Origin of the sequence: Flavobacterium commune (assembly GCF_001857965.1) — a bacterium.
Lineage (GTDB): Bacteria > Bacteroidota > Bacteroidia > Flavobacteriales > Flavobacteriaceae > Flavobacterium > Flavobacterium commune.
In genome coordinates, this window is record NZ_CP017774.1 from 3,423,125 (window position 1) to 3,443,935 (window position 20,811).

Genomic DNA, 20,811 nt, shown 5'->3' on the forward strand with positions numbered 1-20,811 from the left:
ATCAAAATTATTTTTTATCGGTTTTTATCAATGAGTTAGAGAGTAATCCGCCTATTAAGGCACCGTAGAGGGTGGCATTAATAGGTTTTGAAGTGATGACACAAGTTCCTGTAATACATCCCACATAGTGGTAATACAAATAGCCGGCTACTGCGCCAATTAATATTCCTACGAGTGTGATTATGATTGTTTTTTTGTTCATTTTATGCTTTTTTCAGAAATAACATTGATAATTGCATTTTTATCTAAAACTCCCGATTGTCTCCACAATTGCTTTCCGTTTTGGAATAAAATCATTGTGGGAACTCCACGCACCTGATATTGCGCAGCAACTTGCTGGTTTTTATCGACATCAATTTTTATAATGGAAATTTGCTCTCCTAATTGGTCTTTGACTTCTTTTAAAATCGGACTCAACATTTTGCAGGGACCACACCAAGTAGCGAAAAAATCGACTAAAATGGGTTTTTCAGATTGAATTAATTTATCGAAATTACTGTTCATAGTTGGGATTGTTAGTTGTTTTAGGATTCGATTTGGAGTATTTTGTATTTTTCGTCATAAGAGACTATTGTTTGTAGTTCCTGTAGCGGGATTTCTTTTTTGCTGATAATTAAAACTTCGGAAAAGTCAGTACTCATACTTACATTTAAAACCTCGTTAATGGCTGAAAATTTTGTTGACACAGTTTCCATACAACCGCTACAAGTAATTCCTTCGAAGCTATAAAGGCGAACCTGAACAGTACTATTCTTTTTAAATTCAAAAAACAACTCTGAATTTTTTCGTGGTTCTGCCGAATTTTTTGCCATTTCTAATTTTGTGAAAACAAAAGCCTCTTTAAAAAGCATTTCATATTCGTTTTGGCTTCCGCCAAAAGGAGGACTTACTTCAAAAGTTCGATTGAACAATAATCCCGAAAGTATTCCGCCATCAGCTAGAAGCTGGTGCATTTTCCAAACGTATTTTTGACGTAAAAATGGTGGTAATGCACAGAAAAAAGTTTGTTCGATAATGAGATCATATTCTCCTTGATGTTCAAAAAAATCACCTAATACAATCTTGATATTCGGATTATCAGCAAATTTTTGTTGCAGCATCGCTACTAATGTTGGCGCAATATCAATAACAGTAATATTGGTAAAACCTTTTTCTAAAAGATATTCGGCTTCATAAGTGTTGCCACATCCTGGAATTAAAATGCGGGATTCTTTGTTTACTAATGAGTCGATATAATTTTGAATAGGAGGGGCAATTGCACCTAAATCCCATCCGGTTGCCTGAGCTTTGTACTGCGTATCCCAGTGTTTCTGATCTAAAGGACTTTCGCAAGATATAGTACAGCATTGTTCATTATTCATAACAGTAATATTTTTATACTTTAAAAGCTTATTCATGACATTCGTATTTTTATCAAATGTCATGAAAGCATAGTTATGCAGAGTTACAAAAGATTTTGTAACCCAAATTTCATCTCTTAATTTTGTTGCTTTTAAGCATCTAATTAGCTTAGTTTTTCTTTATTCTTTTTGTAAGTATCAATTCCCCAGGGAGTATAAAAAGGGCAAAAATTGATTCCTACAGTAATTAATAACATTCCGGCAAAAGCCATTGCAGCAATTCCTAAATTCCCCGGAATGTTTCCTGTAAAATACAATACTGCAATTGCTACTGCAATAGTCACACGGATTGTTTTGTCTGTTTTTCCCATATTATGTTTCATGATTTCTAGAATTTAAGGGTTAAAAATACTGGCTAATCATAATACAAATTTAAGGATTAATCGTCTTAAAATCAATAATTTAGTTGTTTAATGTTTTGCTTTGGCATACAAAATCAGTTTTAGGAACAGTCGTTTTTGAAATAGCATTAAAACCTCCTTCAATCTCGGTAAAATTTCTAAAACCTCTGGCTTGTAAAATAGATGCAGCTATCATACTGCGATATCCTCCGGCACAGTGCAGATAAAAATTTTCCTGTGGATTGATATCTTTAATCCAATCATTGATATAAGCTAATGGTTTTGAATATGCTTCTTGAACATGTTCGGCAGCGTATTCACTTTCTTTACGAACATCGATAATTTTGCTTTCGCCAATTTTTACTTCATGGGCAAATTGTTCTGCTGGAATTCGATTGATGGTGTCGATTTCAAATCCTGCTTCCTCCCAAGCTTTAAAACCACCTTTAAGATGACCAATAATGTTATCAAAACCTACACGGCTCAGGCGGGTTACGGTTTCTTCTTCCTGATCAATTTCGGTAACTAAAATAATAGGTTGTTTTACATTGGCTATCAACGCACCTACCCAAGGAGCAAAATCGCCTTCGATACCAATATTAATGGACTGCGGAATAAAACCTTTGGCAAAATCAGCATTTTTACGGGTATCTAAAATTAAAGCACCAGAATCTTCGGCAACGGCTTCAAAATCTTTGGCTTCAATGGCTCTCATTCCGTGGTTTAAAACCGATTCAAAACTTTCATATCCCTGTTTGTTCATCGCCACATTCATCCCAAAATAAGCAGGTGGAGGCAATAGTCCGTCGGTAACTTCTTTGATAAATTCAGTTTCGGTCATATTGGCTCTCAAAGCATAATTAGTGGCTTTTTGATTTCCAATGGTCGAAACAGTTTCTTTACTCATATTTTTACCGCAGGCACTTCCGGCTCCATGTGCAGGATATACAATTACATCATCCGGCAAAGTCATGATTTTATCTCTTAATGAATGGTATAAAGTTGCTGCTAATTGTTCCTGAGTCATGTGAGCGGCTTTTTGTGCCAAGTCAGGTCTTCCTACATCGCCAATAAATAAAGTATCACCGGAGAAAATAGCATGTTTTTTGCCATTTTCATCAATTAGCAAATAAGTAACACTTTCCATGGTGTGCCCCGGAGTGTGTAAGGCTTGTATTGTAATGTTTCCAATGTTGAATTCCTGACCATCAGTTGCAATAATAGCGTCAAATTCAGGTTTGGCAGTTGGCCCATATACAATTGGAGCCGCAGTTTCTTTGCTCAAATCCACATGTCCTGAAACAAAATCGGCGTGGAAATGGGTTTCGAAAATGTATTTTAGTTTGACCTTATCACGTTTTAAACGATCTAAGTAAGGTTGAATTTCGCGTAAAGGGTCTATAATTGCCGCTTCGCCATTTGAAGTAATGTAATAAGCACCTTGAGCAAGGCATCCAGTGTATATTTGTTCGATTTTCATAATCACTATTTTAATTTGATGTAACAAAGATAAAGTTTGCCTGAGCGGGATATAGTGACTAAAGTTACAGAAAGAATTTTAATTGTCAGTTTTCTAAAAATGGAGAAAAAAAGTAAATTAAAATGGATTTTTCATGAGGGTTTTTAGAGGCATTTGAATTAAATTTGGGCTATCAAAAAAAACTCCTTTCCAATGGAAGAAATGCTCTTTTATGACCGAATGCAATTTGCGTTTACCATTACCTTTCACTATTTATTTCCACAGTTAACAATGGGACTTTCGTTAATCATTGTTTATTTCAAATGGAAATTCTTAAAAACAAACGATCCACATTACAATAAAGCCACACATTTTTGGATGCGCATTTTTGCACTCAATTTTGCTATGGGTGTAGTTACAGGAATCCCAATGGAATTTCAGTTTGGAACCAATTGGGCTAAATTTTCGGAACTAACAGGTGGAATTATCGGGCAAACTCTGGCTATGGAAGGCATGTTTTCCTTCTTTCTGGAGTCTTCTTTTTTAGGGATGTTTTTATTTGGTGAAAAAATTCTCGGACATCGATGGCATTTTGTAACCGGATTATTGATTTGTTTGGGTTCCTGGGCCAGCGGATTTTTGATTATTGCTACGCATTCCTGGATGCAGCATCCGGTGGGTTATGAAGTATTGGAAAACGGAAAATTTGTATTGACTAATTTTTCGGCTTTGTTTACCAATGTGTGGTTGTGGCCTTCGTATTTACACAATCAAATGGCATCTATGGTGACGAGTTCTTTTGTCGTAGCAGGAATTGGAGCTTTTTATATTTTGTTAAACAAAAATGTTTCTTACGGAAAATTGTTTTTGAAAACAGGAGTTGTTTTCGGATTGATTTCGAGTATTATTGTTGCGATGCCAACAGGAGATTTATTGGCTAAAAACGTGGTAAAACACCAGCCGGTAACTTTTGCAGCTATGGAGGGAATTTTCCATACGGAGAAAAAAGGAGCCGAAATTGTTCTTATTGGGCAGCCAGACGTAAAAGACAAAAAACTGGATAATAAAATTGCAGTGCCTAATGTGTTGAGTTTTTTAACTTATGGCAATTGGGATACTGAAGTGAAAGGATTAGATCAATTTCCAGAAGACACACACCCAACCAATATTTCTGGTTTGTACTATGCTTATCATATTATGGTGGGTTTAGGAACGCTTTTTATTGGCGTGATGGTGTTGGCCGCTTTTCAATTGACTCGCAAGCAATTGTTTCAAACCAAATGGCTTTTGTGGGCGTTTTTATTCCTAATGCCATTTCCTTATATCGCTAATATTACGGGTTGGTACACGGCAGAATTAGGGCGTCAACCTTGGTTAGTGTATGATTTATTGCGCACTGCCGATGGGGCTTCACCAACGGTTTCCTCCGGGAATACCTTATTTACGCTGATGGGGTTTGTAGGTTTGTATGCCTTGTTAGGAATGTTGTTTGCTATTTTAGTTGGAAAAATTATTTATCACGGTCCTGAACCAAAACATTCTTAATTTTTTTTAAAATAAACCATTAAGAAGTTAAGCTTAATTAAGTATTAATTTTTCTTAATTTCTTAATGGTTTAAAATGAATTTATAAAATATTTATTTGTCAAAAAATATAAAAAATAAACTATGGAATTCTTTTGGTATGTTGTATTAATTGGCATTTTGGCGACTTATTTAGTGCTGGATGGTTATGATTTTGGAGCGGGAATCATTCATTTGTTTTTTGCCAAAACAGAGAAAGATAAAAAAGCAATTACGAATGCTATTGGACCTTTTTGGGATGCCAATGAAGTGTGGCTGATTGCCGCAGGTGGTGTTTTGTTTTATGCTTTTCCTACCTTGTATGCAGCTTCGTTTAGCGGATTTTATTTACCGTTAATGATGATTTTGTGGTTGCTTATTTTTAGAGCGGTAGGATTAGAATTGCGAGGCCAAATTCACAATCACATGTGGGAAGCAGTTTGGGATAAAGCCTTTGGAATCGCTAGTTTCTTGTTGGCTTTGTTTTTCGGAATGGCATTAGGAAATGTTGTTCGCGGCGTAAATCTCGGGATGGTAACGAACGGTGTTTCTACTCAGGAACCGCATTTTTTCTTCCTGCCGTTGTGGAATCCTAGTTTTAGTCCGGAAGCGGCTGAACTAGGAATTATCGACTGGTTTACGCTTTTTCTGGGCGTGGTAAGTGTGGTGGCTTTGATGATTCATGGTGCTAACTGGATTATTTATAAAACCAATTCGTCTTTGAATACGCAATTAAAAAATGTGGTTTACAAAATGAATTTTGTTCTGTTGGCATTGGTAATTGTTTCACTTTCTGTTTGGCATATAATTGAGAAAAAACCTTTTCATAATTTTATTGATAACCCCATCCTTTTTATTTTTCCGCTGATTACATTTGTGGGTTTGTTTGGGTTATTTAAAGTCAGAACTTTTAAGAAAGATGGCACCGGATTTTTGTTTTCGACTCTTTTCCTCGTTGGCGGATTTACATCTACAACAGCTTCTATTTTTCCGGTCGTATTGCCTTCAACTAATAACGTTAATCCTTCTTTGACCATTTACAATGTTGCCAATGGCGAATATGCCTTATCAGTAGGTATATATTGGTTTGCTATTGCATTAGCTTTGGTAATTGGCTATTTTATTATTCAATACAAAGTCTTTAACGGGAAAATGGATGATGTGGGTTATGGGGAGCATTGATTTTACGAAGTTTTGATTGTAAATAGGTTTAAGATTTAACTAAAGTGTTTTTAATAAAATGAGAAGGTTTCTATTGCTACTATTAGGTCTTTTTATTATGATTTCATGTAATGAGAACAAGAAAAAAGATATAGAGAAATCAAATGTTGTTAACAGAAAAATAATTATTTCAAAAGATAAGAAATCTAAAGATTTGTTATCAGCAGTAAATAGCGACACTTTAGTTATTAATTATAAATGTGCAGTAATATACGAGCCAACAGAAAAGAGTATTCAAAGGAGTAAAAAAGATGTTAATGAAGAAAACTTTGATATTGGTTTAGATGATGTTCTTTTTTATATCAGTGAATCCACAGAATATTTAGAATCAAAGAAAATAAAAGTTATTACAACTGAAAATAATAAAATTTTGAAATTCAATTCAAATGATAAAAATATGACAATTATAAATCTTGATTTGGAAAAAGAAATGTTTGGAATTTATTTATTTGACCCAAAACAAAAACCAAAAAAGGTTAATATAATAGACATAAGTGATGAATTTGAATCTTATATGAAATAAAATATGATTATCTAAAACAACTAATTTTAATATATCTTTGCCACTTTCTGCCTTTTGGCAAAATCAATATCAAATGAATATAATAGCAGTCATTCCCGCCCGTTACGCTTCCACAAGATTCCATGCTAAATTAATGCAGGATCTTGGCGGAAAAACAGTCATTTTAAGAACCTATCAAGCCGCAGTAAACACTAATTTGTTTGATGATGTTTTTGTAGTAACGGATTCGAATTTAATTTTTGACGAAATTGTTGCTCATGGTGGAAAAGCCATTATGAGTATCAAAGAGCATGAATCGGGGAGTGACAGGATTGCTGAAGCGGTTGAAAATCTGGATGTGGATATTGTTATCAATGTACAGGGAGACGAACCTTTTATCAATGCCGAACCTTTAAAAGAAGTAATCGAAGTTTTTAAAAACGATTTGGATAAAAAAGTAGATTTAGCTTCGCTGATGTATGAAATCAAAGATGAGGAAGAAATCAACAATCCTAATAATGTAAAAGTGGTTGTGAATCAAAACAATTTTGCCTTGTATTTTTCACGTTCGGTTATTCCGTATCCAAGAGAGCAAAATGTGGGTGTGCGTTATATGAAACACATCGGGGTGTATGCTTTTAGAAAACAGGCTTTGTTGGATTTTTATCATTTGCCAATGAAATCTTTGGAAGCTTCTGAAAAATTAGAGCAACTACGCTATTTAGAATTTGGCAAACAAATTAAAATGGTCGAAACTACTCATGCCGGAATTGGTATCGATACCAAAGAGGATTTAGAAAAAGCCCGAAAAATTGTTTAGTTCTTAAGTGAACGTTTTTTTTTTTGCCACGAATTCACGAATAAAAATATAATTTGTGAATTCGTGGCTTTATTTTTAAGAACAGTGTTTGTTCTGGTTTTTTAATCTAATTTTTCAATCACAATTAATTCGTTATGTATTTCAACTCTTGGAATTGTTTTGATTGAAAAATATTCTGTTTTAAATTCGTTAATCAATTTTTGATTGCGAAGATTCTCTTCAGGGCTCAGAAGCATCGTGTTGAAAAGGATAAAACCTTTACTTTTTAATAAAAAGCAAATTCTGTCTATAAAAAAAGATTCGAATAGGAAATTTGGCATTTTGGTATCCTGAAAAATATCAACAATAATTAAATCGTATTTATCTTTAGTTTTTAAAACAAATTCAAAAGCATCATCAATTACTATATTGAGTTGCGGAATTTTATCCAATTTAAAATATTGATTTGCTATTTTTATCATTTCGGCATCAATTTCAACTCCTGTAATTTTTCCTGAAAACTGAATGTCGTCCACCAAAGTTTTGATGACACTTCCTCCGGCAACACCAAGTATTAAAATGGATTCCATCTTTTTTATTTTGGCAAAGCCAATATTTTTCAAACCTAATTTCAAAATGCGTTGCAAACTTCCGTATGAATAATTAGTGTTTAGGGAATCCATAACTAAATCACCATTAGCCCAGGTAATTTCTATAGATTGGCTCAAAGCCGATTTTTGGCTATAAATTTTTATAGGGTAGAAATAGCTAAGTAATCGTTTAATCATGAATGACTTTTTATCAAAAATAGCTTTTATATTTTTAAACTAAGGATGGATTTTCTGTAAAAAAAATATAATTTTTTAAAACCGAGCAATTGTTTTTTTCGTAGATGATATAAACTTTAAAATTATAGTTATGAAAAATCTACTCTTCTCTTGTGCTATTGTAGCAATGTCATTTGTTTCCTGTGATAATGATGATACTCCAATGAGTAATCCCGAATTGACAATGGTAACATCAAGTAATACTTCAGGAAAAGTAACTTATGTTGATTTATTAGAGCCAACTGCAATGGTAAAGTCATTTACTATCTCCTCTTTAGATGCTGAGGGAATTTCGTATAATCCTAAATCAGATACGTTAATTGTTGCTTCTCGTACTAATAATAGACTGGAGGCTTATTCGGGGGTTAAAGCTGCTGCAATATCGGGTTCTACTTCGCTAACATTGTCTCTGAACGGTTCTAATCTCGATTTTACTAATGCCAGGGAAACAGCGGTTTCGGGAAACAAAATTATTGTTGCTCAGGATGAGTCGGTTTCAAATGGCCTGGTTAATAAACTATTGGTTTATCAAAAAACTTCGTCAGGATTTACGCTTTTAAATTCTTATACCGTTAATTTTAAATTATGGGGAATACACATGGAAGGTAACGATCTTTATGCGGTGGTAGATTTAACGGGAGATATTGTTCAGTTTAAGAATTTTATGAGTAATGCTTCCGGAGCTATAACAGCTACTAAACGTGTTACTATTGAGGGGCTTGTAAGAACGCACGGAATTACGTATTCAGCCAAAGATAATTTAATGGTTTTGACTGATGTTGGGGCTGCTGCTTCTGATTCTGATGGCGGATTGATTTTTATCAAAAATTTCATGAGTGTTTTTGCAGCTACAGCTAATATGGGAACTATTAATATGAGCAACCAAATTAGGATTTATGGTCCTAACTCGCAATTAGGAAATCCGGTAGATGTGGGTTATGATTACGTTACCAATACGACTTATGTGGCAGAGCGATTAAATGGAGGAGGAAAGGTTTTGAGTTTTGCTAAAGCAACAGTATCTGCTGATGCTACACCTTTGACTGTAAGATCAGAAGCTGGTGTAACTTCAATTTTTGTTATAAGAAAGTAGAAGTAGGTTTTACTTGTTTTGAATAGTCCTAAATGTGAATAAAAAAGCATTTAGGGCTATTTTTTTTGATTTGGATTAAAGGTTTTAAAAGTGCCGTCTTTATAGAAAAACACTATTTTTTCAATATCTTCTTCAAATAAATTTTTAATCATTTCATTTGAATGTTGGGGTAAAGTAGTTTTTGTTTCTTCGATAATACTTTTCGAAAATAAATCTTCAGCAATAGCAGGGTTTGGATTTATTGATAAAGGAATGGAAGTGGAGTTGATTGTTGATTCTGATTCAGTTGCTGTCAAATTGTTTTTAGGAAAATCACCTTTGCCATTTAAAATCCAATACAAATCTACTTCAGGATACACATCCAGAATTTTGAGGATAAAATCCAGACTTGGTTTATTTCTTCCCGAAAGGAGATGGGATAAACTGGAGCGTTGCACACCAATTCTATCGGCAAATGCAGAAGCGTTGATGCTGTAATAATCCAGTATAATTTCGAGTCTTTTTATAAAATCGTCAGTGTTTACCATTGTAAAATGAAGTTTGAAATACGGTATTTACAAATGTAACCAAAACTAGTTTGGATTACAAATTTACAGTTGTAAATCGATGTTAAATATCTTTAGTAGTTTATATTTAGGTTTAATTGTTTCTGCTTAAGTTACTGAAATAATTGTATTTATATATTGTTTTAAAAACGAATAACATTTGTTAACTGTTTTGAATTGAGCTTGTCTAATAAGGCTAGAAAAACTGTTTACAATATTAAAACAATTCAATAAAATTCAGTTTACAAATGTAAAAATAAAGATGTTTACTTTTGTAAATCAAATATATTAGATTATGAATTTAGAGCAGTTGTTTCTTGACAACAAGGAAAAAACGATTGAAGGCAGGTATTTGACATTAGAGTCTATTGAGCCTATTTTGAAAAGAATTAATACAGATAATCAACTTTCGGTTATTGGAAAATCAGTTCAGGGAAGACCAATTTATAAGTATGTTATTGGTGCCGGAAAAACTAAAATTTATCTTTGGTCACAAATGCATGGTAACGAAAGTACCACTACAAAAGCATTATTTGACTTTTTAAATGTGTTGCATAGTGGTTCTGATTTGGCCAAAGAATTATTGAGTAGTTTTACTTTTTGTTGTTTACCTATATTGAATCCTGATGGAGCTACATTATATACTCGTGCTAATGCCAATGAAATTGATTTAAATAGAGATTCACAAGATCTTACTCAACCGGAAAGTAAAGTTTTGCGAGCGGTTTTTGAGGAGTTTAAACCTGATTTTTGTTATAATCTTCATGATCAGCGAACTATTTTTGGTGTTGCTGATACCGGAAAACCCGCTACGGTGTCTTTTTTGGCGCCTTCTTATAATGAAGAAAGAGAAATAAATGATTCCAGACAAAAAGCTATTAATCTGATTGCCGGAATGAATGCTGTTTTGCAGGAATTTATTCCGGGGCAAATAGGTCGATTTGATGATTCATTTAATATTAATTGTATTGGCGATACCTTTCAGTATTTAGGAGTGCCAACAATTTTGTTTGAAGCAGGTCATTTTCCGGGAGATTATCAAAGAGAAGTTACCCGAAAATATGTTTTTATGGCGTTGGTTTCGAGTTTCACAATACTTAACGAAAACGTTATAGAAATTAATAGAACGGAGGATTATTTGAATATTCCTCAAAATAAAGTCGTTTTTTATGATTTTATATACAAAAAGGTTAAAATAAATTATGACGGTATTGAAAAAATAACGAATTTTGCTGCACAGTATAAGGAAGAATTGGTTGATGGTAAAATCAATTTCAACGCTTATGTTGCCAGACTTGATGATTTAGAAGGATTCTTTGGTCATGAGGTTTATGATGCTCAGGGAGCTCTTTATGAAGATGGTGGTGAAAATGTTCCTAAATTAGATCAAAAAGCAAATTTTAGTTTAGATAAAAAACTTAATTTTGTTAATGGACTGATAAAAAACTAATTTTTTGTACGAGTTTATCAATTTAATGTATATTTTTATGCTTTAAAATGATAATTAATAATATAATTAAAGAAATATGAGTAAGTTCCGTTTAGATGAAGTAGATCATCAGATATTAGACATGTTGATTGACAATACGAGAGTTCCGTTTACAGATATCGCTAAAAAGTTATTGATTTCTGCTGGAACAGTCCACGTTAGAGTTAAAAAAATGGAAGACGCAGGTATTATAATGGGATCCTCATTGGTTCTTGATTATGATAAATTAGGCTATTCATTTATTGCTTACGTAGGGGTGTTTTTAAATAACACTTCTCAAACTAAGTTTGTTTTGCAACGAATTAATGAAATTCCATTCGTAACTGTGGCTTCTGTAACTACAGGAAAGTTTAATATTTTCTGCAAGATTAGAGCTAAAGATACTAAACATGCTAAAGATGTAATCTTTATGATTGATGATATTGATGGTGTTTACAGAACTGAAACAATGATTTCTCTTGAAGAAAGTATCAACGACAAGAAGCGTTTGATGCATACTATCTTCAAAAATATGTAATCTAAGAACTTGAATGTTATTTTAAAATAATACCTCAAGTTGACTCTTGGGGTTATTTTTTTTCAAAACAACGATAAAATTAACTAAATAATTCAACAATAATTTATGTACACGCTCCCTAAAATTGAACGTTTTAAACAAAATGTTCTTTCTAAATATAATATTTACAACAGCGTTTTCATTACTTTACCTTTTGATTCTATAGACAATACAGGTGCTTTACTGCCTTTGTTCACAGAGGTTTGTGAAACAGGTTTTAGAAAAATGGAAACACCAAAGGAAATATTTGAGTTTTTCTCTAAAAAATATTTACATACTGACGTAGAGGCCGATAAAATTGATTTAATGTTTCGTTTTATCCAGTATATCGAACGTCAAATTGTATTGTTTGATGCTATAGAAGACGCAGCTTTTCCTATTGTAAATAATATGGAGGGACGTGGTTCTTTGAGAGATATTAAAGAAAAAGCGGATGCCAGAGGAAAAAATGAAGAATTAGTTGAGTTTTTAGAAAATTTTAATGTAAGACCTGTTTTAACGGCGCATCCTACACAGTTTTATCCAGGTGCTGTTTTAGGAATTATTAACGATTTGACTCAGGCAATTCGTGATAATAACTTACTTCAAATCAAACAGCTTTTAGCGCAATTAGGAAAAACTCCGTTTATCAAAAATGAAAAACCAAATCCTTTTGACGAGGCAGTAAGTTTGATTTGGTATTTGGAAAATGTATTTTATAACACCGCTGGTGATATGATGCATTATCTGGAAACTAATATTTCTCCGGAGGGAATTAAAAATCCGATTATCCAACTTGGATTTTGGCCGGGAGGAGACAGAGATGGAAATCCATTTGTAACTACTGATATTACTCTAAAAGTTGCTGACCGTTTAAGAACTTCTATTTTAAAATGTTATTATTTTGAAATGAGAGACTTAAAAAGAAAGTTAACTTTTCCTGGTGTAGATGTTTTAGTTGCTGAACTTGAAAATAAACTATATCGTTCTGTTTTTTATTCAAGAGGTGAAATCTACATTACCTTAGAAGAGTTTAAATCTCAATTAATTAAGATAAAAACCATTATTGTAGAGCAACATCAGTCTTTATATCTTGATGAATTAGAAGCTTTGCTTATCAAAATAAATCTGTTCGGATTCCATTTTGCTACTTTAGATATTCGTCAAAACAGCAAGATTCACGATGCTGTATTTAAAGATGTATTCGATTTTTATTTAGAGAAAGGAGAAAATGTTTTTCCTAAAAATTATTACGAATTATCGGAAAATGAGAAGATTGAAGTTTTAGCAAATGCAAAAGGAGATTTGAATCCTGAAGACTTTAAGAACGATATGACCAAATCGACTTTGGAGTCTATTCGTGCAATCCAACAAATTCAAACAGCTAATGGCGAGTTAGGAGCTAACCGTTACATTATCAGTAACAATGAAAATGCGGTAAATGTCTTAGAAGCATTTGCTTTGTTTAGATTAAATAATTGGGAATTCCCTTCAGTAGATATTGTGCCTTTATTTGAATCGGTTGATGATTTGCAAAATGCACATAATGTTATGGAGCAATTATATACAAATCCGGTTTATGCTGCGCATGTTGCAAGCAGAGGAATGAAGCAAACTATCATGCTTGGATTCTCTGACGGTACAAAAGACGGAGGTTATTTAATGGCTAACTGGAGTATCTATCAGGCTAAAGAGCAGCTTACTGCTATGTCCAGAAAATATGGTGTAAAAGTGATATTTTTTGACGGACGTGGTGGACCACCAGCTCGTGGAGGAGGAAAAACACATAAATTCTATGCTTCTTTAGGACCAAATATCGAAAACAAAGAAATTCAGGTAACTGTTCAGGGACAGACCATTAGTTCTAATTTTGGAACTTTAGATTCTTGTCGTCATAACTTAGAAAATTTATTAAGTGCCGGAGTTACCAATCAGGTATTTAATAAAGATTTGAATAAATTATCTGATGAAGATAAAGAGGTAATGAACCAGTTATCGGAATTAGGATATAAAAAATATTTAAGCTTTAAGAATCACGATAAATTCATTCCGTACTTAGAGAAAATGAGTACGTTGAAATATTATGCCAAAACTAATATCGGAAGTCGTCCTTCAAAGAGAAGTAAGTCTGAAAAATTAGATTTTAAAGATTTAAGAGCAATTCCATTTGTGGGGTCCTGGAGTCAGTTGAAGCAAAATGTTCCTGGATTTTATGGAGTAGGAGCTGCTTTAAAACATTTTGAAGAAACAAATCAATGGGACAAAGTTCAGGCATTGTATGATAGTTCAATGTTCTTCAAAACATTGCTTGAAAACAGTATGATGTCATTGGCTAAATCATTTTTCCCATTAACGGCTTACATGAAAAATGATCCTGAATTTGGAGAATTCTGGCAAAATATCTACGATGAATTTTTGGAAACCAAAAGATTGTTGTTAAAAATTGCCGGTCATAAAGAGTTAATGGAGAATTATCCTGACGGAATAGCTTCAATCCAGGTGAGAGAGCGTATTGTATTACCTTTATTGACAATTCAACAATATGCTTTGTTGCGAATTAATGAATTGAATAAAGAAGCTAATCCGGATGATAAATTAATCAAAGTGTACGAAAAAATCGTAATGCGTTCTTTGTTTGGAAATACTAATGCTAGTAGAAATTCAGCTTAATATTCGATTATGAAGCGCACTGATGTACCTGAAAACGAATATTCTGTATTCAATGCTACTTATATAAATGCAGCAGGTGATGGAGATTTATATGAAGACTTAGAAATAAGTCTTCATGATTTTATTCGTTTTGTTCAGGATATTTCAATGGATAAATTTGATTATCGTTATGCTTTAGGCAAATGGACAATCAAAGAAATTATCCAGCACATCATCGATACGGAACGTGTTTTTGCTTATCGGGCTTTGCGAATTTCGAGAAATGACAAAACACCATTACCGGGATTTGATGAAAATGCTTTTGCTTTAAATACAGATGCTAATAGCAGACATTTACAAAGTTTATTAACTGAATTGTCCATTGTTCGTCAAAGTACTTTAGCGCTTTTTAAAAATTTTTCGGAAGAACAATTAAAAAGAATTGGAATTGCTTCCAATAATGAAATTTCAGTGCGTGCCATTGGTTTTATTATCATTGGGCATCAAAAACACCATCAAAAAGTATATAAGGAAAGATACCTGTAAATTATTCAAAACAAGTGGACCAAATTTTTAACTTGTTTTCAAAAGACATCGTGTTAGCGGGACTTGTAGAAGGCATTACATAATAAGTAATGCCTTTTATTTGCCTGAAATTCTTAATAAAATAACGGTGGCTTTCTTTTCCGTTGAAGATGATTTTCTTAATATTTGGATATTCTTTAAATAAACTTTCAAAATCATTTGGCTTGTGATTTTTGATATGAATGTCCAGACTTCCTTTGCGTTCGCAATTTTCCAAGACATCCCAAATCCCGACTTTGTTAGTTTGTAATAGTTTTATCTTTTCTTCAAAAACCCCAGCAACGGGTAATTTGTCAAATATAGTGTAAATTATTTTCCAGAAATGATTGCGTGGATGTGCATAATATTCCTGTTTTTCTAGCGAAGCAATTCCGGGCATGGTTCCCAGAATTAGAATTTCGGTTTCTGCGTTGACAAAAGGAGGAAAGGAATAAATCATGATTGTTTAATTGTTGTTTTCTTCTTTCTCGATAATTGCTAAAGCCAGTCTGATTTTTCCGTAGTCTATTTTTTCTTCGAAATAATCAAAATAAGGTTTTAAAGCAGTAGGGTTTTCTAATTTAATTCGGGCTGCATTTATTGATCTAACTTCTTCTTCTGAAACAAATTGGTGTAAATCAATTGAAGCTCCGTCTAAATACAGTTTTGCCAAATGTGACATAATGGTGCTAACACCTAATTTTCGCTTTGCAGCAATTTCTTCAGTAGAGAATCCTTCTTGGTACAAAGCTAAAGTTTCTTTGTAGGTGCTGGATTCTTTTTTAGATTTTACTTTTTTGTCTTTTTGAAAAGCGATAATGGTTTTAATAAAGGCATCACCATATTTTTCTAATTTGGCTTTTCCAACCCCGTCAATCGAAATCAGTTCTTCTTCACTCATTGGACGATTGATTTCCATTTGGCGTAAAGCAGCATCGCTAAAAATTACATAAGCGGGAACATCTTCTTCTTTGGCTAGTTCATAACGTAATTTACGCAAACTTTCAAATAATGAGTTGGCTACTGTTTTTGCTTTAGTTTCCTTGGTTTCAGTTTCCTTGGTTTCAGTTTCACTGGTATTTGCTTTTTGTACGGTGTTGAGTTGTACTTTTTCTTTTTCGAATAGTACTTTCTTGGCTAAAGGTGTAAGTTTGATTTTATTTTGTTGGTGAAAAGCAATTTCGCAATACCCCAAATTGATTAATTGAATTAGGTATTGGTTCCAGTCATGCCAGGAGGTTTCAATACCAACGCCGTAAGTTTTTAAATTTTGGTATTCTTTTTCGTAGATATAGGCGTTTTTAGAGCCTCGTAAAAAATCAACTATTACTGGAAGTGGTTCTGATTCTTTAAGGCGGATGATAGCTGAAAAAGCTTTTTGGGCAATAATAGTTCCGTCAAAAAAGGCAGGAGGGTTTTTGCAAATATCACAATTGCCACAATTCTTGGTTACGATTTCGCCAAAATAAGAAAGCAATATTTTTCTGCGACAACTTAGTGCATCAGCATATTGTTTCATTCTTTCAAGCTTTGCCAATTGTATTTCGGCATTTTGTCCCTGCGAAGCAAATTTTTGCAACTGAATCAAATCGCCATAGCTTTCGAACAAAATAGTTTCAGAAGCCAATCCGTCTCTACCTGCACGACCAATTTCCTGATAATAGCCTTCGATGTTTTTGGGTAAGTTGTAATGAATTACCCAGCGCACATTGGATTTGTCAATTCCCATCCCGAATGCAATGGTGGCACAAACCACTTGACATTGGTCGTTGATGAATTCATCCTGGGTTTTAGAGCGAAGTTCGCTGTCTAAACCTGCGTGATAAGCTTTGGCTGGTATTCCGTTTTTTGAGAGTTTCTCAGCAAGTTCTTCGGTGGTTTTTCTGCTAAGGCAATAAATAATGCCCGAATCGTTAGGTTTTGATTCTATAAATTCGATGATTTGTTTGACTCTGTCTAAGGCAGGGCGCACTTCTAAACTAAGGTTTTTTCTATCAAAAGAGGAAATAAAAATTGATGGTTTTTTTAAGTTTAATTGATTGCTAATATCTTGACGTGTAGCTTTATCGGCGGTGGCAGTTAAAGCAAGAATTGGGGTAGTAGGGAAACGGTTTTTAAGATAGCCTAAATTGGTATAAGCAGGTCTAAAGTCATGTCCCCATGACGAAATACAATGTGCTTCGTCAATAGCTATTAAGCTTATGGTAAGTACACTGAAAGCGTTGTCCAAATAGGACAAACTTTCGGGCGCAATGTAAACCAGTTTTACTTTATTGCTTTTCAGATTTTCAATATGTTGTTGCTGTTCGGTTTCTGTTTGAGTGCTGTTAATAAAGCAAGCTGTAATTCCATTGGCTTTTAAACTATCTACCTGATCTTTCATTAACGCAATAAGTGGCGAAATCACGATGGTAATTCCGGGAAACAATAATGCAGGTAATTGAAAACAAATGGATTTTCCGCCACCTGTAGGCATGATGGCTAAGGTGTCGTTGCCTTGTAAAATAGTATTTATAATTTCTTCCTGATTGCTTCTGAATTTTTCAAATCCAAAATTTTCTTTAAGGGTAGTATGTAATATTTGAGAAGTAATCATTTTATGGAATGGTAAAATTAAAAAAGGAACTCTTTTTTTGAGTTCCTTTTTTGTATGTTTTAAGAATTAATCTTCATCATCTTCGTCATCGTCATCGTCCGCAATGTTTTTGTCGTCAGCATCTTCATCGTCGTCGTCTAATTCTGGTTTGTCAACATTGTCATCTTCGTCATCATCATCGCTAATATCATCATCCAAATCTAAACCTTTCATTGGTGCAATTGGCTCGATATCATCGTCTATATCATCGTCTTCGTCAAAATTTTCGATTCTGTCAGCAAGTTTAGTACTTACTTTTACTAAATAGATAGTGTCTTCAGTGCGAACTTCTACAGCTTCTATTAATTCGTTTTTAGCATTTTTGAAACGAATAATATCTTCGTCGTCATATCCATCAGGAAATTTCTCAACTAATAAGTTTAAAATTTCGTTTGTCAGCTTAGCGTACTCAACAATAATTCTTCTCATAAAAATGGTATTATAAATCTAATAAATAAGCAAAAATTAATGGTGCTACAATGGTAGCATCTGATTCAATGATAAACTTAGGAGTTGTAATATCTAATTTTCCCCAAGTAATTTTTTCGTTCGGAACTGCTCCGGAGTACGAACCATAACTGGTTGTAGAATCTGAGATTTGGCAGAAATAACTCCAGAACGGAATGTTGTGCATTTCCATGTCTTGATACAACATTGGAACTACACAAATAGGGAAGTCTCCTGCGATACCTCCACCTATTTGGAAAAATCCAATACCATTTTCACTATTTTTTGGATACCAATCAGCTAAGAAAGTCATGTATTCAATACCTGATTTCATAGTTGATGCTTTTAGTTCTCCTTTAATTACATAAGAAGCAAAGATATTCCCCATAGTACTGTCTTCCCATCCAGGAACAATAATAGGTAAATTTTTCTCAGCAGCAGCATACATCCAGCTGTCTTTTAAGTCAATTTCATAATATTCTTCTAAGACACCTGAAAGTAGCATTTTATACATAAATTCATGTGGAAAATAACGCTCTCCTTTATCGTCAGCATCTTTCCAGATTTTGTAGATGTGTTTTTGCAATCTACGGAAAGCTTCGTGCTCAGGAATACAAGTGTCAGTTACACGGTTTAATCCTCTTTCTAATAAAGCCCATTCGTCTTCAGGAGTTAAATCACGGTAGTTAGGCACTCTTTCGTAGTGAGAGTGAGCTACTAAGTTCATGATGTCTTCTTCAAGGTTAGCTCCTGTACAAGAGATAATCTGAACTTTGTCCTGACGGATAATTTCGGCGAAGATTTTTCCAATTTCTGCTGTACTCATTGCACCAGCCATACTTACCATCATTTTAGCACCATTGGCTAATTGTTGTTCGTAAGCTTTTGCGGCATCGACTAAAGAAGCAGAATTGAAATGTAAATAATGCTTTTCAATAAACTGACTGATCGGTCCTTTACTCATTTTAAGGGGTTTAAATATTTTGTAAATTTATGTGTATTTGAATCTATATCGGCTCAAATATAATGAAATTATAAATCTACTAATTGTGTGTTTTGTTAATTATTTTTTATTTGTAACCTAATATTTTCAATACATCTTCAGAGGTTTGTTGTTCTGAAAATACTTCTGTAGCTAAAATACCATTTTCATCTCTGTCTATTAAGATATGCTTAGGTTGTGGTATTAAACAGTGGTGCAATCCGCCGTATCCACCAATGGTTTCCTGATAAGCTCCTGTATTGAAAAATCCAATGTAAAGTGGTTTTTCTTTGTTGTATTTTGGTAAATAAATGGCGTTCATGTTTTGTTCCGAGTTGTAATAGTCATCACTATCACAAGTTAAACCTCCTAATAATACTCTTTCGTAAGTATCGTTCCAACGATTCACGGCTAACATGATAAAACGCTTGTTTATGGCCCAGGTATCAGGTAATGTAGTGATGAATGAAGAGTCAATCATATTCCATTTTTCCCTGTCGTTTTGTTGTTTTTGATAAAGAACCTGGTAAATTGCTCCGCCACTTTCACCTACTGTAAATGAACCAAATTCGGTAAAGATATGAGGAACATCGACCTCAGCTTCATCACAGGCAATTTTGATCTGATTGATGATTTCGTCAATCATGTATTGGTAATCGTATTCAAATGCTAAAGAGTTTTTTATTGGAAAACCTCCTCCGATATTTAAACCGTCCAAAGTAGGGCATTCTCTTTTAAGAGCGATGTAAACTTTGATACATTTTACCAATTCGTTCCAGTAATAAGCGGTATCGTTGATTCCGGTATTGATAAAAAAGTGAAGCATTTTCAGCTCTAATTTATCGTTTTCCTGAATTTGTTTTTTGTAAAAAGAGACAATGTTTTTGTATCCAATTCCTAATCTTGACGTATAGAATTCAAATTTAGGTTCTTCCTCAGCAGCAATACGAATTCCAATTTTGAATTTCCCTTTGATTTCCGACTGAAGTAAATCTAATTCTTCATAGTTGTCAATAATTGGAATCGTGTTTTTATGTCCGTTATTGATTAATCGGGCAATATTGCTAATATATTGGTCTCTTTTGAATCCATTACAAAGGATATAAGTGCTTTTGTTGATTTTACCGTTTTCTAAAAGATTCTCAACAATATTGATGTCAAATGCTGATGAAGTTTCAACATGAATATTGTTTTTGAAAGCTTCATTCATAACAAATTCAAAATGAGAACTTTTTGTACAATAACAATAATAGTATTTTCCCTCATATTTGTTTTTTTCCATCGCTCTACGAAACCAACTTTTGGCTTTGTTGATATTGTTGGAAATCTGAGGTAAATAAGTAAATTTTAATGGGGTACCATACTTTTCAACCAATTTCATCAAATCGATGTTGTGAAACTGAAGATTGTCTTTGTTAAGTTTGAATTCTTCCTGTGGGAAATAGTAGGTTTGATTGATTAGATCAGAATATTTTGTATTCATTGCTTTTAGAGTTTTTGTGATGTTACAGATTAATGTTTAAAATTAAACTGTAATTCAAACTCTAATATTAGCATATACAATTTGTAATTTTTCGTTTCCTGATTTTAAATATTGAAAAACATCAAAACTAAAAGGACTCACTAAATTAAAACGTTTCAATATTCCTAATAAAGAACTATTGTTAACGCTCTGATTTGAGTTGTAATTTCTTTGTTTTTGATCTTTTTTCATTGCGGCAAATGTAAAAAATAAAATATAAGTGATGCAATCCTTTTTTA

22 protein-coding genes are annotated in these 20,811 nt (G+C 33.3%); 9 read left to right on the forward strand and 13 right to left on the reverse strand.

Annotated elements, in window-relative coordinates:
* Nucleotides 1-7 precede the first annotated feature (7 nt).
* From BIW12_RS16250 to BIW12_RS14175, 5 genes are all read right to left on the reverse strand, one after another.
* The gene (locus BIW12_RS16250; RefSeq protein ID WP_083382142.1) at nucleotides 8-202 is read right to left on the reverse strand and encodes a DUF6132 family protein; all 195 of its coding nucleotides are present in this window, start codon (nucleotides 200-202) and stop codon (nucleotides 8-10) included.
* Nucleotides 199-504 carry a thioredoxin gene (gene trxA, locus BIW12_RS14160; protein ID WP_071185710.1) on the reverse strand — a complete coding sequence of 102 codons (306 nt, stop codon included), beginning with the start codon at nucleotides 502-504 and terminating at the stop codon, nucleotides 199-201. The genes BIW12_RS16250 and trxA overlap by 4 nt, the downstream gene beginning before the upstream one ends.
* Before the next feature lie 20 nt (nucleotides 505-524).
* Nucleotides 525-1,397 (reverse strand): methyltransferase domain-containing protein, encoded by an 873-nt coding sequence (locus BIW12_RS14165; RefSeq protein WP_232227099.1) that lies wholly within the window; start codon nucleotides 1,395-1,397, stop codon nucleotides 525-527.
* Between the two features lie 107 nt (nucleotides 1,398-1,504).
* Nucleotides 1,505-1,723 carry a YgaP family membrane protein gene (locus BIW12_RS14170; protein ID WP_071185711.1) on the reverse strand — a complete coding sequence of 73 codons (219 nt, stop codon included), beginning with the start codon at nucleotides 1,721-1,723 and terminating at the stop codon, nucleotides 1,505-1,507.
* A 79-nt stretch (nucleotides 1,724-1,802) separates the two neighbouring features.
* Nucleotides 1,803-3,221, reverse strand: coding sequence for an MBL fold metallo-hydrolase (locus BIW12_RS14175; protein ID WP_071185712.1), 1,419 nt, complete (start codon nucleotides 3,219-3,221; stop codon nucleotides 1,803-1,805).
* Nucleotides 3,222-3,413: 192 nt separating this feature from the next.
* Between BIW12_RS14175 and BIW12_RS14180 the strand changes: the two genes are divergently transcribed.
* From BIW12_RS14180 to kdsB, 4 genes are all read left to right on the forward strand, one after another.
* Nucleotides 3,414-4,745: a cytochrome ubiquinol oxidase subunit I gene (locus tag BIW12_RS14180; protein WP_071185713.1), complete on the forward strand. Its 1,332-nt coding sequence runs from the start codon at nucleotides 3,414-3,416 to the stop codon at nucleotides 4,743-4,745.
* 122 nt (nucleotides 4,746-4,867) lie between these two features.
* The gene (cydB, locus tag BIW12_RS14185; RefSeq protein WP_071185714.1) at nucleotides 4,868-5,944 is read left to right on the forward strand and encodes a cytochrome d ubiquinol oxidase subunit II; all 1,077 of its coding nucleotides are present in this window, start codon (nucleotides 4,868-4,870) and stop codon (nucleotides 5,942-5,944) included.
* A gap of 58 nt (nucleotides 5,945-6,002) precedes the next feature.
* The gene (locus BIW12_RS14190) at nucleotides 6,003-6,506 is read left to right on the forward strand and encodes a hypothetical protein (protein WP_071185715.1); all 504 of its coding nucleotides are present in this window, start codon (nucleotides 6,003-6,005) and stop codon (nucleotides 6,504-6,506) included.
* Between the two features lie 73 nt (nucleotides 6,507-6,579).
* Nucleotides 6,580-7,305, forward strand: coding sequence for a 3-deoxy-manno-octulosonate cytidylyltransferase (gene kdsB, locus BIW12_RS14195; RefSeq protein WP_071185716.1), 726 nt, complete (start codon nucleotides 6,580-6,582; stop codon nucleotides 7,303-7,305).
* A 101-nt stretch (nucleotides 7,306-7,406) separates the two neighbouring features.
* Here the strand turns inward: kdsB and BIW12_RS14200 are convergent, their stop codons facing one another.
* The gene (locus BIW12_RS14200; protein ID WP_071185717.1) at nucleotides 7,407-8,072 is read right to left on the reverse strand and encodes a spermidine synthase; all 666 of its coding nucleotides are present in this window, start codon (nucleotides 8,070-8,072) and stop codon (nucleotides 7,407-7,409) included.
* Nucleotides 8,073-8,202: 130 nt separating this feature from the next.
* Here BIW12_RS14200 and BIW12_RS14205 point away from each other — a divergent pair, with 130 nt between their 5' ends.
* Complete coding sequence (locus BIW12_RS14205) at nucleotides 8,203-9,204, forward strand: hypothetical protein (protein WP_071185718.1); 1,002 nt, start codon at nucleotides 8,203-8,205, stop codon at nucleotides 9,202-9,204.
* A 56-nt stretch (nucleotides 9,205-9,260) separates the two neighbouring features.
* Here the strand turns inward: BIW12_RS14205 and BIW12_RS14210 are convergent, their stop codons facing one another.
* Complete coding sequence (locus tag BIW12_RS14210) at nucleotides 9,261-9,731, reverse strand: helix-turn-helix domain-containing protein (protein WP_071185719.1); 471 nt, start codon at nucleotides 9,729-9,731, stop codon at nucleotides 9,261-9,263.
* A gap of 313 nt (nucleotides 9,732-10,044) precedes the next feature.
* On the opposite strand from BIW12_RS14210, the gene BIW12_RS14215 reads away from it, so the two are divergent.
* From BIW12_RS14215 to BIW12_RS14230, 4 genes are all read left to right on the forward strand, one after another.
* A complete protein-coding gene (locus BIW12_RS14215) occupies nucleotides 10,045-11,199 on the forward strand; it encodes a M14 family metallopeptidase (RefSeq protein WP_071185720.1) in 1,155 nt (384 codons plus the stop codon).
* Between the two features lie 76 nt (nucleotides 11,200-11,275).
* The gene (locus BIW12_RS14220) at nucleotides 11,276-11,755 is read left to right on the forward strand and encodes an Lrp/AsnC family transcriptional regulator (RefSeq protein WP_007139244.1); all 480 of its coding nucleotides are present in this window, start codon (nucleotides 11,276-11,278) and stop codon (nucleotides 11,753-11,755) included.
* A gap of 105 nt (nucleotides 11,756-11,860) precedes the next feature.
* Nucleotides 11,861-14,443, forward strand: coding sequence for a phosphoenolpyruvate carboxylase (locus tag BIW12_RS14225; RefSeq protein WP_071185721.1), 2,583 nt, complete (start codon nucleotides 11,861-11,863; stop codon nucleotides 14,441-14,443).
* A 9-nt stretch (nucleotides 14,444-14,452) separates the two neighbouring features.
* Nucleotides 14,453-14,968 carry a DinB family protein gene (locus BIW12_RS14230; RefSeq protein ID WP_071185722.1) on the forward strand — a complete coding sequence of 172 codons (516 nt, stop codon included), beginning with the start codon at nucleotides 14,453-14,455 and terminating at the stop codon, nucleotides 14,966-14,968.
* 1 nt (nucleotide 14,969) lies between these two features.
* On the opposite strand, the gene BIW12_RS14235 is transcribed toward BIW12_RS14230, so the two are convergent.
* The 6 genes from BIW12_RS14235 to BIW12_RS16405 all read right to left on the reverse strand — a co-directional run bounded on the left by BIW12_RS14235 (nucleotide 14,970) and on the right by BIW12_RS16405 (nucleotide 20,764).
* Nucleotides 14,970-15,446 (reverse strand): DNA-deoxyinosine glycosylase, encoded by a 477-nt coding sequence (locus tag BIW12_RS14235; RefSeq protein WP_071185723.1) that lies wholly within the window; start codon nucleotides 15,444-15,446, stop codon nucleotides 14,970-14,972.
* 6 nt (nucleotides 15,447-15,452) lie between these two features.
* On the reverse strand, nucleotides 15,453-17,582 hold the full coding sequence (gene recQ, locus BIW12_RS14240; RefSeq protein ID WP_071185724.1) for a DNA helicase RecQ: 2,130 nt from the start codon (nucleotides 17,580-17,582) through the stop codon (nucleotides 15,453-15,455).
* A gap of 66 nt (nucleotides 17,583-17,648) precedes the next feature.
* The gene (locus BIW12_RS14245; protein WP_071185725.1) at nucleotides 17,649-18,050 is read right to left on the reverse strand and encodes a DNA primase; all 402 of its coding nucleotides are present in this window, start codon (nucleotides 18,048-18,050) and stop codon (nucleotides 17,649-17,651) included.
* Between the two features lie 10 nt (nucleotides 18,051-18,060).
* The gene (locus tag BIW12_RS14250; protein WP_071185726.1) at nucleotides 18,061-19,032 is read right to left on the reverse strand and encodes a deoxyhypusine synthase family protein; all 972 of its coding nucleotides are present in this window, start codon (nucleotides 19,030-19,032) and stop codon (nucleotides 18,061-18,063) included.
* Nucleotides 19,033-19,138: 106 nt separating this feature from the next.
* Nucleotides 19,139-20,533: a type III PLP-dependent enzyme domain-containing protein gene (locus BIW12_RS14255; RefSeq protein ID WP_071185727.1), complete on the reverse strand. Its 1,395-nt coding sequence runs from the start codon at nucleotides 20,531-20,533 to the stop codon at nucleotides 19,139-19,141.
* A gap of 54 nt (nucleotides 20,534-20,587) precedes the next feature.
* Entirely contained in the window at nucleotides 20,588-20,764 is a 177-nt protein-coding gene (locus tag BIW12_RS16405; RefSeq protein ID WP_157499560.1) for a hypothetical protein, read from the reverse strand.
* Nucleotides 20,765-20,811: the final 47 nt, after the last annotated feature.

What these genes read in the sequence shown, in the direction of transcription:
- BIW12_RS16250 (WP_083382142.1), bottom strand. Translation starts at nt 202, where the DNA reads ATGAACAAAAAAACAATCATAATCACACTCGTAGGAATATTAATTGGC.
- trxA (WP_071185710.1), bottom strand. Translation starts at nt 504, where the DNA reads ATGAACAGTAATTTCGATAAATTAATTCAATCTGAAAAACCCATTTTA.
- BIW12_RS14165 (WP_232227099.1), bottom strand. Translation starts at nt 1,397, where the DNA reads ATGAATAAGCTTTTAAAGTATAAAAATATTACTGTTATGAATAATGAA.
- BIW12_RS14170 (WP_071185711.1), bottom strand. Translation starts at nt 1,723, where the DNA reads ATGAAACATAATATGGGAAAAACAGACAAAACAATCCGTGTGACTATT.
- BIW12_RS14175 (WP_071185712.1), bottom strand. Translation starts at nt 3,221, where the DNA reads ATGAAAATCGAACAAATATACACTGGATGCCTTGCTCAAGGTGCTTAT.
- BIW12_RS14180 (WP_071185713.1), top strand. Translation starts at nt 3,414, where the DNA reads ATGGAAGAAATGCTCTTTTATGACCGAATGCAATTTGCGTTTACCATT.
- cydB (WP_071185714.1), top strand. Translation starts at nt 4,868, where the DNA reads ATGGAATTCTTTTGGTATGTTGTATTAATTGGCATTTTGGCGACTTAT.
- BIW12_RS14190 (WP_071185715.1), top strand. Translation starts at nt 6,003, where the DNA reads ATGAGAAGGTTTCTATTGCTACTATTAGGTCTTTTTATTATGATTTCA.
- kdsB (WP_071185716.1), top strand. Translation starts at nt 6,580, where the DNA reads ATGAATATAATAGCAGTCATTCCCGCCCGTTACGCTTCCACAAGATTC.
- BIW12_RS14200 (WP_071185717.1), bottom strand. Translation starts at nt 8,072, where the DNA reads ATGATTAAACGATTACTTAGCTATTTCTACCCTATAAAAATTTATAGC.
- BIW12_RS14205 (WP_071185718.1), top strand. Translation starts at nt 8,203, where the DNA reads ATGAAAAATCTACTCTTCTCTTGTGCTATTGTAGCAATGTCATTTGTT.
- BIW12_RS14210 (WP_071185719.1), bottom strand. Translation starts at nt 9,731, where the DNA reads ATGGTAAACACTGACGATTTTATAAAAAGACTCGAAATTATACTGGAT.
- BIW12_RS14215 (WP_071185720.1), top strand. Translation starts at nt 10,045, where the DNA reads ATGAATTTAGAGCAGTTGTTTCTTGACAACAAGGAAAAAACGATTGAA.
- BIW12_RS14220 (WP_007139244.1), top strand. Translation starts at nt 11,276, where the DNA reads ATGAGTAAGTTCCGTTTAGATGAAGTAGATCATCAGATATTAGACATG.
- BIW12_RS14225 (WP_071185721.1), top strand. Translation starts at nt 11,861, where the DNA reads ATGTACACGCTCCCTAAAATTGAACGTTTTAAACAAAATGTTCTTTCT.
- BIW12_RS14230 (WP_071185722.1), top strand. Translation starts at nt 14,453, where the DNA reads ATGAAGCGCACTGATGTACCTGAAAACGAATATTCTGTATTCAATGCT.
- BIW12_RS14235 (WP_071185723.1), bottom strand. Translation starts at nt 15,446, where the DNA reads ATGATTTATTCCTTTCCTCCTTTTGTCAACGCAGAAACCGAAATTCTA.
- recQ (WP_071185724.1), bottom strand. Translation starts at nt 17,582, where the DNA reads ATGATTACTTCTCAAATATTACATACTACCCTTAAAGAAAATTTTGGA.
- BIW12_RS14245 (WP_071185725.1), bottom strand. Translation starts at nt 18,050, where the DNA reads ATGAGAAGAATTATTGTTGAGTACGCTAAGCTGACAAACGAAATTTTA.
- BIW12_RS14250 (WP_071185726.1), bottom strand. Translation starts at nt 19,032, where the DNA reads ATGAGTAAAGGACCGATCAGTCAGTTTATTGAAAAGCATTATTTACAT.
- BIW12_RS14255 (WP_071185727.1), bottom strand. Translation starts at nt 20,533, where the DNA reads ATGAATACAAAATATTCTGATCTAATCAATCAAACCTACTATTTCCCA.
- BIW12_RS16405 (WP_157499560.1), bottom strand. Translation starts at nt 20,764, where the DNA reads ATGAAAAAAGATCAAAAACAAAGAAATTACAACTCAAATCAGAGCGTT.